Origin of the sequence: Occultella glacieicola (genome assembly GCF_004353825.1) — a bacterium.
Lineage (GTDB): Bacteria > Actinomycetota > Actinomycetes > Actinomycetales > Beutenbergiaceae > Occultella > Occultella glacieicola.
The window spans coordinates 319,215-332,391 of the sequence record NZ_SMNA01000001.1 but is presented as its reverse complement, the minus strand read 5'-3'; the positions used below and the strand labels follow the sequence as shown (position 1 = coordinate 332,391).

Annotated in this window: 11 protein-coding genes; 7 read left to right on the top strand and 4 right to left on the bottom strand. The window is 73.0% G+C overall.

All coding sequences use genetic code 11. The annotated features are described in order from the left end of the window. Positions 1–93 precede the first annotated feature (93 nt). Entirely contained in the window at positions 94–1,548 is a 1,455-nt protein-coding gene (locus EXU48_RS01470; protein WP_133105795.1) for a hypothetical protein, read from the top strand. Positions 1,549–1,615: 67 nt separating this feature from the next. Here the strand turns inward: EXU48_RS01470 and EXU48_RS01465 are convergent, their stop codons facing one another. Both EXU48_RS01465 and EXU48_RS01460 read right to left on the bottom strand, forming a co-directional pair. Beyond that, positions 1,616–2,317 carry a GAP family protein gene (locus EXU48_RS01465; RefSeq protein WP_133105794.1) on the bottom strand — a complete coding sequence of 234 codons (702 nt, stop codon included), beginning with the start codon at positions 2,315–2,317 and terminating at the stop codon, positions 1,616–1,618. A 125-nt stretch (positions 2,318–2,442) separates the two neighbouring features. Beyond that, positions 2,443–3,678 (bottom strand): winged helix DNA-binding domain-containing protein, encoded by a 1,236-nt coding sequence (locus tag EXU48_RS01460; RefSeq protein ID WP_133105793.1) that lies wholly within the window; start codon positions 3,676–3,678, stop codon positions 2,443–2,445. Positions 3,679–3,839: 161 nt separating this feature from the next. Here EXU48_RS01460 and EXU48_RS01455 point away from each other — a divergent pair, with 161 nt between their 5' ends. The 3 genes from EXU48_RS01455 to EXU48_RS01445 all read left to right on the top strand — a co-directional run bounded on the left by EXU48_RS01455 (position 3,840) and on the right by EXU48_RS01445 (position 7,077). After that, positions 3,840–5,462: a helix-turn-helix transcriptional regulator gene (locus tag EXU48_RS01455; RefSeq protein ID WP_165962648.1), complete on the top strand. Its 1,623-nt coding sequence runs from the start codon at positions 3,840–3,842 to the stop codon at positions 5,460–5,462. 174 nt (positions 5,463–5,636) lie between these two features. Then, entirely contained in the window at positions 5,637–6,032 is a 396-nt protein-coding gene (locus EXU48_RS24910) for a hypothetical protein (RefSeq protein ID WP_235856774.1), read from the top strand. Beyond that, positions 5,941–7,077, top strand: coding sequence for a methyltransferase domain-containing protein (locus tag EXU48_RS01445; RefSeq protein WP_207947574.1), 1,137 nt, complete (start codon positions 5,941–5,943; stop codon positions 7,075–7,077). The genes EXU48_RS24910 and EXU48_RS01445 overlap by 92 nt, the downstream gene beginning before the upstream one ends. Positions 7,078–7,162: 85 nt before the next feature. Here the strand turns inward: EXU48_RS01445 and EXU48_RS01440 are convergent, their stop codons facing one another. After that, on the bottom strand, positions 7,163–8,260 hold the full coding sequence (locus tag EXU48_RS01440) for an NADH:flavin oxidoreductase/NADH oxidase (protein ID WP_133105791.1): 1,098 nt from the start codon (positions 8,258–8,260) through the stop codon (positions 7,163–7,165). A 280-nt stretch (positions 8,261–8,540) separates the two neighbouring features. Here EXU48_RS01440 and EXU48_RS01435 point away from each other — a divergent pair, with 280 nt between their 5' ends. Together EXU48_RS01435 and EXU48_RS01430 are read left to right on the top strand one after the other, a co-directional pair. Next, positions 8,541–10,220 (top strand): LuxR C-terminal-related transcriptional regulator, encoded by a 1,680-nt coding sequence (locus EXU48_RS01435; protein WP_207947573.1) that lies wholly within the window; start codon positions 8,541–8,543, stop codon positions 10,218–10,220. 123 nt (positions 10,221–10,343) lie between these two features. Next, complete coding sequence (locus EXU48_RS01430) at positions 10,344–11,420, top strand: flavin-containing monooxygenase (protein ID WP_133105790.1); 1,077 nt, start codon at positions 10,344–10,346, stop codon at positions 11,418–11,420. A 3-nt stretch (positions 11,421–11,423) separates the two neighbouring features. Here EXU48_RS01430 and EXU48_RS01425 read toward each other — a convergent pair whose 3' ends face one another. After that, on the bottom strand, positions 11,424–12,245 hold the full coding sequence (locus EXU48_RS01425; protein WP_133105789.1) for an LLM class F420-dependent oxidoreductase: 822 nt from the start codon (positions 12,243–12,245) through the stop codon (positions 11,424–11,426). Positions 12,246–12,371: 126 nt separating this feature from the next. Here EXU48_RS01425 and EXU48_RS01420 point away from each other — a divergent pair, with 126 nt between their 5' ends. Then, positions 12,372–13,166, top strand: coding sequence for a MerR family transcriptional regulator (locus EXU48_RS01420; protein WP_133105788.1), 795 nt, complete (start codon positions 12,372–12,374; stop codon positions 13,164–13,166). Positions 13,167–13,177: the final 11 nt, after the last annotated feature.

The following is a 13,177-nucleotide window of genomic DNA, read 5'->3' as shown; positions in this document are numbered from 1 at the left end:
CCCCTCTCGCTCCGAACCCGGTGCCGGCGACCGCCGCGCACCATCCCGGGCGGACCGGCCACCGTCGGCTGCCCACCTATCGGAAGAGAGACCATGAAGACCTGGATGCAACGAAGCCTCGGCGTCGCGGGACTGGCGGGCGGGCTCTGGCTCGCCGGCTCGCTCGCCGCGTACGCCGACGACACCGGCAGTCACGAGCAGGACAGTTCCACCGAGTCCTCGATCGCCGCACCCATCGAGCTGGGCGGACTGTCGCTCGGCATCGAGACCGAGGACCACTCCTCGGAGCAGCAGTCCTCGTCACAGACCGACGAGAACGGCGACACCATCGAGACCGCGAGTGCGCAGGAGTCCTCCTCGCACAGCGAGCTCGGGATCGACGTCGGCGAGATCGCGGTCGACCCGGCTGCGATGCTCGACACCGAGAGCTGGACCTCGTCCGACGAGGCCGGTGACAGCGCCTCGACGGAGGACTCGCTGAGTTCCGCCGCCGAGGTGCAGGCCCCGATCAGCGTCGGCGGCGTCACCGTCACCGGCGCGCAGCAGTCGGAGAGCAGCTCCGAGGAGTCGGCCGCGACCACCACGGACGAGGGCACGGCGTCGACCACCGAGTCGACGTCGGAGTCCTCCGCCACCGGTGGTGCGCTCGAGGTCGGCCAGCTCGACATCGACCCGACCGCCGCCCTGAGCGGTGACCGCGAGTCGGCGGCCACCTCCACCGGTGACGAGCACGGCGTCGACGGCGCCGAGTCCTCCTCGCAGACCGCGATCGAGGCCTCGTCGCCGATCTCGTTCGAGGGGATCACCGCCGCGGCTGCGGACGAGCGTTCCTCCGAGCGGGAGACCGAGTCGAGCGTGACGAACTCCGAGCGAACCGCCACCACCTCCGAGGCCGTCTCGGAGTCGTCGTCGAACGCCATCGGCGTCGACGGACTGGACCTCGCCCTCGAGCCGGCGGCCGGGCTCTGGAACAGCACCGACTCGGCCGCCACCCAGGCGGGCGGGGTCGACGGTGTCGACGCCTCGGCGTCGGCGTCCGACACCGCGATCGTGGCGGGCGCACCGTTCCACCTCGGTGGCCTGACCACCGCGGGTGAGTCCGCCACCACCGGCGAGCGGCACACCACCTCGACCGTCGCCGACGACGAGGGCACCGCCACCTCGACGGAGCACGTGTGGGACTCCACCCGCACCGCGTTCGTCGGGCAGACCGGCGACGTCACCGGAGCGCCCTGGGTCTGGACCGACACCCGGTCGGACGCCTCGGCCTCGGCCGGTGACGCCGACCGTTCCGACAGCAGTTCCGTGCACCTGATCGGCTACGCGTTCCCGTTCGCGATCGGAGACTCGGGCTTCGCGTCCGAGATCGCCGACGCCTCGAGCACGCAGAGCACCGGTGCCGTCACCGACGACAGCGGCACCCGGACCGATGAGCGGAGCACCGAGAACCACTCGGTGAGCCGCCCCGGGTTCGTCCTCGATGGCACGGACGGTCACCTGCACGGGCTTCTCGACACCGAGAACGCCCAGCGCAACCGGCTGGCCTGAACGCTCACGCCCAGCCCGGTCCCCGCGTGCGGGGGCCGGGTTGCGGCCGCGTGAGGACCCCGGCCGGCTAGAAGCTCCCGATGCCCTGACCGATCAGAAGAACGCCGTAGACGAGCAGGAGGACGACGCCGATCGTGGCGTTGTTGCGCACGAGCCACACCTCGAGAGCCCGCAACGGCTGCTGCGTCCGCGCCGGGAACGCCAGGTGCACCCCGACCGGCAGCAGCACCGTCAGCGACGCGATCACGGTGTAGGCCGCGACGAGCAGGACGACATCGCCGACGGGCAGGCCCGCCGTGCCGATGGCGATGGCGGCGCCGGCCGCGAATGCGAGATTCTTCGGGTTCGCACCGGCGAACAACACGCCACCGCGCAACGACCGGGCCGGCGTGGTGCTCGCGACCGATGACATCCAGCCGGGCAGCTCCGGGACCGGGAGCCCGGTGTCCGGGTCGACCGCGGCCTCGGCATCGGGCTCGCCCGGTCGGAACTTGCGCCACGCCAGGACCAGCAGCCACAGCCCGAGTGCCAGTTGCAGCACACCGGCCACCGGGTTCGGACCGTCGCCGGAGTCGGTGGGCAGGTAGCGGGCGAGGGCGGTGAGGACGGCGACGACCGCGGCGACGCCGACCGTCCAGCCGAGCAGGAAGGCGAGGCCGTTCGCGCGCGAGCGCGGCGAGAGCAGGATCAGCACGCTCACGATGACCGGGACCGGGCTCACCGACACCCCGAGTGCGAAGGGAAGGATGGCGCCCAGCACTTCGAGCATCGTGCCCACCTCGCCTCTGGTGGTCCGCGAACGTCCGGCCGGCCGACGGCACAACCCGGCGGACCCCGCGGGCAGGCAGGTCGAACGCTAGCGCGCCCGCGTCCCGGCCCGGTAGCCGGCGCGGTTCAGGCGTGGGCGCCGACGGTGATCTCCCCGAACGTCAGGTCCGGCGTGGCCTCGAGCACGGCGGCCACCCGGTCCACCTGGTCCTCGACGGCGTTGCGCCGCGCCGCCGTGGGCGGCTCGAGCATCTCGACCGTGATCCGCACCCGCTTGCCGGCCAGGCGCTGGTGCCAGACGCCGGCCACCACCCCGTCGACGAGCACGACCGGGAAGTTCCCCGCCTGCCCGCCGGCGAGAGCCCGCTCGGACGCCCGGCCCGGAAAGATCCGCTCCCTCGGCCGGCTGCCCACCCCGTAGGCGTCGAAGAGCGGGAGCAGCCGGACCTGTCCCATTCCCGGCTCGACGTCCGGCGCGTCGGCCACGTCCAGGCAGGCGACGCCGACGCCGGCAGCGCCCCGGTCGACCCGGTCGACCCGGTCGACCCGGACCAGGCGCGGGTCCTGCTCGGCGCGTGCGAACAGCTCCACGGCGCGGGCGGGCCGGATCGCCAGCCAGGTCGCGAACTCGGCGGCGGTGGCCGGCCCGTACCCGGCCAGGTAGGCGTGCACGAGGTCGACGGCGGCGCGCGCCCCGGGCCGCGGATCGAACCCGGGCAGCCACGTCCTCGGACTCGTGTACGTCACCTTCCGGCCCCGCGGCCGACCGAAGCAGAGCAGGCCGCGATGACCCGAGGTGCCGATCAGCTGCCGCCACCTCGGCCAGTAGCCACCGAAGGCCGGCATCACCAGGTCACCGGCCCACGGTCCGGTGGCCCCGATGACTGCCTCGTCGAGTTCGTCGACGGTCAGCTCGGCACCGGCCAGGGCCGTGCCGAGCGCCGCCAGGACCGTCTCGGTCTGCTCCGGGGTGAGCCGCATCGCGACGGGAGGGGTCGAGCCCGAGGCCCCGATCCAGCTCATCGCACCGACCCACCGGGCCAGCCCGTCGGCGGAGAGCAGATGCACCGTCCCCCGCGGGCCGTGGGCCTTCACGAGGGTGCGCGTCTCCTCGACGGCGTGGCGCACGTCGGAGCGGGTCGCGCCGTCCACGCGCAGGCCGATCGACGTCTCACCGGCCACCATCACCTGGGCGTGCGCGCCCAGGATCGCATCGACGACGGCGGTCATCGCCTGCGCGCGGTCCGCTCCGGCCGGCTCCGGGTCGAGCAGGCGGTGGGTCGCGAGGCGGCGCGCCAGGAGCCGGTCCCAGTCCTCCGGCCGGCCGGTCGAGGCACCCGCCCCCGTCGTTCGTGCCGCCATCTGCTTCCCCTCGCCGTCGGTGTGCCACCCAGGCTAGGCGCGGTAGCGGTCAGCACCTGACCCCTACGGCCCCCTACGACCCCCTCGACCACGGCGACGATCGCGAGGAAAGGTGACCTTCCGCCGTCGGGCCCGGGTATACCGTTGTTCCGGAGCAGATCATGGATGATCCAACAGCGGTTCTGGATGCGGGGCGACTGGAGTTCGCCCGCGGGGACTGGCAGGCCGCGCACCGCGATCTGTCCAGGGCTCGCAACCTCGGCGCGCTCTCGACGGCCGACCTGGACCTGCTCAGCCGGGCCACCTGGTGGGTCGGCGCGGCCCGCGAGTCCCTCGACCTCTCCGAGGAGGTCTTCGACCGCTACCAGCAGGAGGGCGACCCCACCGGTGCGGCCATGAAGGCCCTCAACATCGGTCTGCTCTGGTTCATCCGCGGCGACATCGTGATCGCGTCCGGATGGGTGAACCGGGCCCGGCGGATCCTCGCCGAGCTGCCCGAGGGCGTCGAGCACGGCTACCTCCGCTACCTGGAGGCCGTCGTCGAGATGGACTTCTTCGGCGTCGGCCCGGCCCGGGAGACCGCGGCCACCCTGCGCGAGATGGGACGCCGGTACCACGCCCCCCAGCTGACCTCGCTCGGCCTCGTGCTCTCCGGGCTCGCGGACGCCCACACCGGCGACCCCGCGGGTGGTTTCGCCCAGTTGGACGAGGCGATGCTGCCGGTGCTCGCCGGGCAGATGCCGCCCGAGTGGGCCGGCGACGTCTACTGCACCGTGATCCACATCTGTCACAACCTCGGCGACCTGAGCCGGATGCGGGCCTGGACCGCGGCCACCGAGCAGTGGTGCGAGCAGTTCCGCGGCGAGGTGGTGTACTCCGGGATCTGCCGCATCCACCGCCTGCAGCTGCTCTGCACCGAGGGTGACTGGACGACGGCGGAGGCCGGCATCGTGCGCAGCGGCGCCGAGCTGGCCGGCGTCAACAACTGGGTGGCCGGTGAGGCGTACTACCAGCTCGGTGAGATCCGGCGGCTGCGCGGCGACACCACCGGCGCCCGTGAGTCGTTCGACCGGGCCCACGAACTGGGCGCGGAGATCCAGCCCGGTGCGGCTCTGCTCGATCTGACGCAGGGCCGGGTCCGCGAAGCCGGTGCGGCGCTGCGGGCGACCATGGCCGGCCGGGACCGGCTCGCCTGCGCCCGGCTCCTGGGGCCGGCGGTGGAGATCGCGATCGCCGAGGGCCGGGTCGACGAGGCGGACCGGCTGTGCCGCGACCTCGAGACGATCGCCGCCGAGTACGCCACCGAGGGCTTCCGAGCCTGGGCGGTGCACGCCAGGGCCGCGGTGCTGGTGGCCCGCAAGCGCCACGAGGAGGCGCTGCCCGTGCTGCGCCGGGCCGCCGCCGGCTACCGCACCCTGCGAGCCCGGTACGAGACCGCCCGGATCTACGAGTTGTGCGCCACCGCCCACACCGGGCTCGGCGACGACGCGGCGGCCGAGTCCGACCTGGCCACGGCAGTGGCGATCTACGCCGAGCTCGGCGCACTGCCGGACGTGGCCCGCCTGGGCACCGTCCCGCTGCCCGGTGGGCTCACGGCGCGCGAGGCGGAGGTGCTGCGGCAGATCGCCGCGGGCGCGAGCAACCGGGACGCCGCCGCCGCCCTGTTCATCAGCGTCAAGACCGTGGACCGGCACCTGGCGAACATCTTCACCAAGATCGACGTCTCGTCCCGCACCGCGGCCGCCGCCTGGGCGCACGAGCACCGGCTGACCCGGCTCGGGTAGCCGCGGCACGACCGCACCCCCGGCCGCGGAACCGCACCCCCGCGGCGGGGAGCGCCCTGGGACGAACACCCCATACCCGCGTCGCAGGTTTGGGTGATTCTCCCGATTCGCCAGGACCCCCGGAATTCCTAGCGTAGACGCACCAGTTCACGCCGAGTCCGAGGGAGGATCGTGATGGACGCCAGCGTCGCCGTGGTGGCGGGCAGCATCTCCACCGTGATCTTCGCGGGCAGCGTCATGCCGATGGTCCTCAAGGCCCTCCGCACCCGCGACCTCGCCTCCTACAGCCTCGGCAACCTGTTGCTCGCGAACACGGGCAACGTGGTGCATTCGCTGTACATCTACAGCCTGCCGGCGGGGCCGATCTGGTTCCTGCACGGCTTCTACCTCATCACCACCGGCCTGATGCTGGTCCTGTACCTGCGCCACACGCGCGGCGTGCCGGGGCCGGTGGCAACCCCCGAGAAGGAGAGTCACCTTGAGTACGACCTACCCCGCCCCGGCCCCGACCACCCTCCCGTCGCCGCCGAGCCCGTCGGAGCCCTCTGGGGCGTCGACGACCGAGGCTGAGGAGACCGCCGCCCTCACCGGCCGCTACCTCGAGATCCTCAACTCCAGCGCGATCGCCATCCTCACCAGCATCGGCCACCGGGCCGGGCTGTTCGAGACGATGGCGACCCTGCCGCCGTCGACCAGCCAGCAGATCGCCGACGCGGCCGGTCTCGACGAGCGGTACGTGCGGGAGTGGCTCGGAGGGCTGTCGGCAGCCGGGATCGTCCGCTACGACCCGGCCCGCGTGACGTTCGAGTTCCCCCGCTCGCATGCCGCTGTGCTGACCAGGGCGGCCGGTCCGGACAACCTCGCCCAGCTCATGCAGTACATCCCGATGCTCGGCGGCGTGGAGGACCGGGTGCTGGAGAGCCTGCAGCACGGCGGTGGGCTCGACTACGCCGAGTACCCGCGATTCCAGGCCACCATGGCGGAGGAGTCCGCCACCGTGAACGACGCGGTCCTGGTCGACGGGATCCTGCCGCTCGTCCCCGGGCTGCCGGACCGGCTGACGGCGGGGATCGACGTCCTCGACGTGGGCTGCGGCTCCGGGCACGCCATCAACCTGATGGCGAAGGCGTTCCCGGCCAGCCGGTTCGTCGGCTACGACTTCTCCGCCGAGGGCATCGCGAACGCCCGCGCCGAGGCCGCCGAGTGGGGACTGACCAACACCCGCTTCGAGGCTGTCGACGTCGCCGGCGTCGACGAGCCCGGTCACTTCGACCTGGTGACCGCGTTCGACGCCGTCCACGACCAGGCCCACCCCGCGCGGGTGCTCGCGAACATCCGGTCGGCGCTGCGCGAGGACGGGGTGTTCCTGATGGTGGACATCAAGGCGTCCAGCAACGTCGAGGACAACGCCGCCCTGCCGTGGGGCAGCTACCTCTACGCGATCTCGATGTTCCACTGCATGAGCGTCTCCCTCGGCCTCGACGGCGACGGCCTCGGCACCGTCTGGGGCACCCAGCTCGCCGAACGGATGCTCGGCGATGCCGGGTTCACCGACGTCGCGATCGTGGACGTCCCGGCGGACCCGTTCAACGCGTACTTCGTGGCGCGGCCGTAACCGCGGCGCAGGCGCCGCCGTCGGAGCCCGACGGCGGCGCTTACGTCCGCCGATCAGTGGCAGTACTCGGGTGGTGCGGCACGCGCTACCGGACGGGCTGCGGCGCACTGGCCCCGCGCGGGCGAGCACGCAGGTACTGCGGGGGCCAGCTCGCGGCCTCCGTCTCGCCCAACTCGGTCGCTGCCCGCAGCGCGAAGTGCGGGTCTCGCAACCACTCGCGCCCGGCCATGATGGCGTCGGCGTCCCCGGCCTCGAGGATCTGTTCCGCCTGCGGGCCGTCGGTGATCTCGCCGACGGCGCTGACCGGCACCCCGGCGAGACGGCGGACCTGAGCCGCCACCGGCACCTGGTACCCGGGTCCGACCGTGATCCGCTGGTGGGCGACGAGTCCGCCGCTGGAGATGTCGAAGAACTGCGCGCCGCGCTCGGCCGCCCAGGTCGCCACGGTCGCCGTCTGCGCGACGTCCCATCCGCCGTCGGCCCAGTCGGTGCCCGAGAACCGCACGAACACGGTCGCGTCCGGCGCGGCCGTGGCCACGGCCGCCACGACCCGCAGCAGCAGGCGAGCACGGTTCTCGAGCGATCCGCCGTAGGAGTCGTCGCGGTGGTTCGACAGTGGCGAGAGGAACTGGTGCAGCAGGTACCCGTGCGCGGCATGGATCTCGAGAACCTCGAATCCCGCTGCGACAGCACGCGTGGCGGCCTCGGCGAACGCGGTCACGACGGCGTCGATGCCGGCGAGGTCGAGGGCCACCGGTTCCGTGAGTCCCTCGAACGCGATCGCCGACGGCGCCACCGTCTGCCAGCCGCCGCGATCGCGGGGCACCGAGCCCCGCTCGTCGGCGAAGGGCGCGAACGTCGACGCCTTGCGGCCCGCGTGGGCGAGCTGGATACCGGCGACCGCCCCGCGAGCGCGGATCGACGCGGCGATCGTCGACCAGCCCTCACCGTGCGCCTCGTTCCACAGGCCGGTGTCGCCGGGCGAGATACGACCCTCGGGCACCACCGCGGTCGCCTCGGCGATGACAAGGCCGGCACCGCCCGACGCGAACTGCGCCAGGTGCACGTGGTGCCAGTCGTTCGGTACGCCGTCGACCGCCGAGTACTGGCACATGGGCGCGACCCAGAGCCGGTTGCGGAACGTGATCCTGCCGAGGTTGAACGGGGTCAGCAGCAAGCTCATGCGGTCGGGCTCCCGGAGATCTACGGCCGCGGTGACGGCGACGGGTGGGTCCGCGCCGGACCGCTCCGGGGTGGTCTGGTTCCCCGGCGGACGGGCCGGCGCGCCTCGTGTCCAACCTCCGACGACGACAGGTATTCCCCGGGGCAGCCGTGGTGCTTCGCGGTCGTCCCTGAGCATCCCGCCGGTCGGCCCCGCACGGGCCCGCACGCGCGTAGCATCGATGAGGTGAGCGACGCCGTCGGGTTCGGCTCGACGCGACGACCGGGCCGGTGACGTCCCGGTGTCCGTGCCGAGCGCCGACCCACTCCAGACCGGCCGGGCGCTGTACCAGCGGCGGGCCTGGGCGGGCGCGCTCCGCGCCCTGCGCGAGGCCGACGACCTCGCACCGCTCGGTTCCGCGGACCTGGACCGGTTCGCGAAGGCGGCCTACCTCAGCGGCAACGAGGCCGAGTGCATCGCCGCCTTCACCAGCGGGTTCCAGCTCGACGTCGACACCGACCCGACGGCGGCCGCCCGGACCGCGTTCTGGATCGGGTTCGTCCTGACCCAGGCCGGGCGATGGTCCGAGGCCGGGGCATGGCTCGAACGGGGCGGTGCCGTGCTCGACGGGGCGGGCCTGGACGGCGCCGAGCGGGGCCTGCTGCTGGTTCCGCTCGGCCTGCAGCGGGCGTTCGCCGGGGACACCGACGGAGCCAAGGACCTCTTCGGCCGGGCCCTCGACCTCGGCCGCGAACACCGCGACCCCGACCTCCTGGCCCTCGCCAGGCTCGGCACCGGCCGGGCGGCCCTGATGCCCGGGATGGCCTCGACGGCGGAGGCGGTCACGGCGGTCGGCCATCTGGACGAGGTGATGGTCGCGGTCACCGCCGGTGAGGTCACCGAGATGATCGCCGGGCTCGCGTACTGCGCGGTGATCGACGCCTGCCGGATCCTGCTCGACGTGCGCCGGGCCCAGGAGTGGACGGCCGCGCTCAGCCGATGGTGCGAGAGCCAGCCCGAGCTGGTCCCCTACCGTGGCCAGTGCCTGGTGCACCGCTCCCAGGTGCTGCAGCTGCACGGCGCCTGGGCCGACGCCGCGACCCAGGCCAGGCTCGCCCGGGAACGGCTCTCCGACCCGCCCGGTCAGGGCGCGGCCGGCGACGCCTGGTACCAGGAGGGCGAACTGCACCGGCTGCGCGGGGACTGGGACGTCGCCGAGGAGGCTTTCCGGCGGGCCAATACGTTCGGCCGCCAGCCACAGCCCGGATACGCGCTGCTCCTGCTCGCCCGCGGAGACGGATCCGCCGCCTCCGCGACCCTCACCCGGACCCTCGAGGAGACCGTCGACCCGTTCGCCCGGCCGGTGCTGCTCGCCGCCCGGGTCACGATCGCCCGGGCCCTCGGGGATACCGCCGCGGTGCGCGGCGCCGCCGACGAACTGACGACCCTGTCCGGGCAGCGATCCTGCCAGTACCTCGCGGCCCTCGCGGGCCACGCCGTCGGCGCCGCCACGCTCACCGAGGGCGATCCGTCCGCCGCCCTGCCACCGCTGCGAGCGGCCCTGAGCGTGTGGGCGAGCCTGGAGGCTCCCTACGAGCAGGCCGGCACCCGCGAACTCATCGGGCTGGCCTGCCGTGAGCTGGCCGACGACGCCGGCGCCGCCCTCGAGCTCGGCAGCGCCGCGGCGACGTTCGCCCGGCTCGGCGCGGCCCCGGACGCCGCGCGGGTGGACACGCTGCTGCACCCGAGGGCGGCGTCACGCCCCGCCCACCCGCTCTCCGCCCGCGAGGTCGAAGTGCTGCGGCTGATCGGCGCCGGGCACACGAACCGGGCGATCGCCACCACGCTGCACCTGAGCGAGAAGACGGTCGCCCGGCACGTCGGGAACATCCTCGCGAAGCTGGACCTACCCTCCCGCTCCGCGGCGACCGCGTGGGCCTACGAGCACGACGTGATCCGCGCCGGCACGGCGCCGAAGTAGCCCGACGCCGGCCGCGCCCGGCAGAAATACCCACGCTCCGCCGTCGGGCAATGCTCAGAACGGTCGATGCGCCCAGCGCGCCACCTTCCTAGCGTCGAGACACGACCCACGGAAGGAACGGCCATGAGTACGCACCACACGATCGTCATCGGCGGCGGCCAGTCCGGCCTGTCCGCCGGCTACCACCTCGCCCAGTCCGGCGTGGACTTCGTGATCCTCGACGCGCAGGACCATGTCGGCGCGCACTGGGAGGGGCACTGGGACTCCCTGCGCCTGTTCTCCCCCGCCAGGTACTCCTCGCTGCCCGGGCTCGACTGCCCCGGCGACCCGCGGCACTTCCCCGATCGCGACGAGATCGCGGCCTACCTGCGGACCTACGCCGACCACTTCGCCCTGCCGGTGCGCTCCGGTGTGCGGGTGGAGTCGCTGCGCCCGGTCGGCGGATCGTTCGTGGCGGAAGCGGGCGGGCAGCGGTTCGAGGCACCGAACGTCGTCGTCGCGACCGGGCCGCACCAGGAGCCGTACGTGCCGGGTTTCGCGGCCGACCTGGACCCGGGCATCCGGCAGTGGCACTCGACCACGTACCGGGGCCCGGCCGACCTGCCGCCGGGGGACGTCCTGGTGGTCGGCGCCTCGCACTCAGGAGCGGACATCGCCCACGAGACGGCCGCCACCCACCCCACGACCCTCGCCGGCCGGGCGAACGGTCAGATGCCGTTCCGGATCGAAGGGCCGGAAGCCCGCGTGGTCCTGCCGATCTGGTTCTGGGCCACCCGGAACCTGCTCACCATGCGCACCCCGATCGGACGGCGCATGCGCGGCGAGGTGCGTAGCCACGGTGCGCCGTTGGTGCGGGTGCGTGAGGAGGACCTGAGGGCCGCCGGGGTGCGGCGGGTCGGACGGGTGACCGGGGTCGACGACGGACTGCCGGTAGCGGATGGGACCGCCGTGGAGGTCGCGAGCGTGATCTGGTGCACCGGTTACCGCCACGACTACTCCTGGATCGACCTGCCGGTCACCGACGAGGCCGGGTTCCCGGTCAGCGAACGCGGCGTCTCGGAGTTCCCGGGGCTGTACTTCCTCGGGGTGCCGTTCCAGTACGCGTTCGCGTCGATGCTGATCGGCGGCGCGGGCCGCGACGCGGGCTATGTGGTGCGGCACCTGCTGCGCACCCGGGAGCCCGCCCGGCTGACCGCGTGAGGGTCAGAGGTCGAGCAGCGGCGCGAGCTCACCGAGGGTTCGCACGGGATCGGTCAGCGGCTGGACAGCCACGTGGTCGGCGCCCGCGTCCCGGTGCGCGCGCAGGCCGGCGGCCACGGTGACCGCGTCCCCGTGCAGCACGAGCTGGTCGACGAGCGCGTCGCTTCCGCCGTCGGCCAGGTCCGCCTCGGCGAAGCCGACATCACGCAGCATCCGGAGGTAGTTGGACAAGCCAAGGTACGGGGCGAGGAACTCGCGGGCGACCGCCCGCGCACGCTCCGGATCTGTCTCGAGGACCACCTTCTGCTCCGGGGCGAGCACGGGACCCTCGCCAAGGATCTCCCGCGCCCTGCGGGTATGCGCCGGGATGGTCAGGTAGGGGTGAGCGCCGGCGGTGCGGGACCTCGCCAGGCCGAGCACCCGGGGCCCGAGGGCGGCCAGTACGGTCCGGGCGGTCGGTACGCCCTGGGCGGCCAGGGTGTCCAGGTATCCCACGGTGGTGTCGTACGGGGAGGCGTACTCGCTCGTGTTCTCGGGGTGCCCGATGCCCACGCCGAGGACGAACCGGTCTCCGAAGGTGTGTGCGAGGCGCGCATAGGACCGCGCCGTGCGCTCGGCGTCCGTCGCCCAGATGTTGACGATGCCGGTGGCCACCGTGATCGACGACGTACCCGCGAGCACCACCTCCGGGGCGGCGAGCTCGGAGTCGTTGATGCCACCGAGCCAGAGCGTCCCGTAGCCGAGCCGCTCCACCTCCCCGGCCAGGATCGCGTCCACCTTGGGAGCGCCCAACCAGACGCCGTATCTGCCGAGTTCGAGAGTCATGCAGTGGCCAACCGGGTCGCCGCGCAGCCCATTCCCCGACCCGGCGCCCGTCGCCCCGGAACTCGCCTTGACTTTGACGCGACGTCAACGTCCACACTGGTCTCACCGACAACCCAGGAGGGCCCGATGAACCGGACCGACACAGTGCTCGAACACCGCGCGTCGTCCGACGCGCAATGGTCCATGCACGAGATCACCCGGCTCACCGGGACGACCAGTCGCACGCTGCGTCACTACGACCAGATCGGGCTGCTGGCACCGTCACGGATCGGTGCGAACGGCTACCGCCACTACGACGGCGAGGCCCTGGTCCGCCTGCAACGCATCCTGTTGCTGCGCGACCTGGGGCTCGGCCTCGGCACCATCGCCGAGGTCCTCGACCGCTCGCAGGACGAGGCCACCGCGCTGCGGACCCACCTGGACCTGCTCCAGCAGGAGCGCGACCGGCTCGATCGACAGATCGCGTCCGTTCGGACCACGGTGATCAGAAGGGAAGGAGGTGAAGAACTCATGGCAGAGGAGATGTTCGACGGTTTCGACCACACCCAGTACCGGGACGAGGTCGAGCAACGTTGGGGTCGTGACGCGTACGCCAAGGGCGACGCCTGGTGGCGCTCGCTGAGCGACGCCGAGAAGAAGGACTTCCAGCAGCGCCAGGCCGACATCGGGTCCGACTACGCCCGGGCCGCGGCCGAGGGGCTCGACCCCGACGACGAGCGGGTGCGGGCGATCAGTGCCCGGCACCACGAGTGGCTCGGGGTCGCCTCGAACGAGGTGTCCCGCGGCTACTTCCTCGGGCTGGCCGACATGTACGTCGCGGACGACCGGTTCGCGGCGAACTACGGCGGGACCGAGGGCGCCACGTTCGTGCGCGACGCGATGCGCGCCTACGCCGAGGGCGCCACGTTCAGCGGCGAGTAGGCCGCTGAGCC

Excerpts from the sequence above, each read along its gene's own strand:
- EXU48_RS01470 (WP_133105795.1), top strand. The coding sequence starts at position 94 with ATGAAGACCTGGATGCAACGAAGCCTCGGCGTCGCGGGACTGGCGGGC.
- EXU48_RS01465 (WP_133105794.1), bottom strand. The coding sequence starts at position 2,317 with ATGCTCGAAGTGCTGGGCGCCATCCTTCCCTTCGCACTCGGGGTGTCG.
- EXU48_RS01460 (WP_133105793.1), bottom strand. The coding sequence starts at position 3,678 with ATGGCGGCACGAACGACGGGGGCGGGTGCCTCGACCGGCCGGCCGGAG.
- EXU48_RS01455 (WP_165962648.1), top strand. The coding sequence starts at position 3,840 with ATGGATGATCCAACAGCGGTTCTGGATGCGGGGCGACTGGAGTTCGCC.
- EXU48_RS24910 (WP_235856774.1), top strand. The coding sequence starts at position 5,637 with ATGGACGCCAGCGTCGCCGTGGTGGCGGGCAGCATCTCCACCGTGATC.
- EXU48_RS01440 (WP_133105791.1), bottom strand. The coding sequence starts at position 8,260 with ATGAGCTTGCTGCTGACCCCGTTCAACCTCGGCAGGATCACGTTCCGC.
- EXU48_RS01430 (WP_133105790.1), top strand. The coding sequence starts at position 10,344 with ATGAGTACGCACCACACGATCGTCATCGGCGGCGGCCAGTCCGGCCTG.
- EXU48_RS01425 (WP_133105789.1), bottom strand. The coding sequence starts at position 12,245 with ATGACTCTCGAACTCGGCAGATACGGCGTCTGGTTGGGCGCTCCCAAG.
- EXU48_RS01420 (WP_133105788.1), top strand. The coding sequence starts at position 12,372 with ATGAACCGGACCGACACAGTGCTCGAACACCGCGCGTCGTCCGACGCG.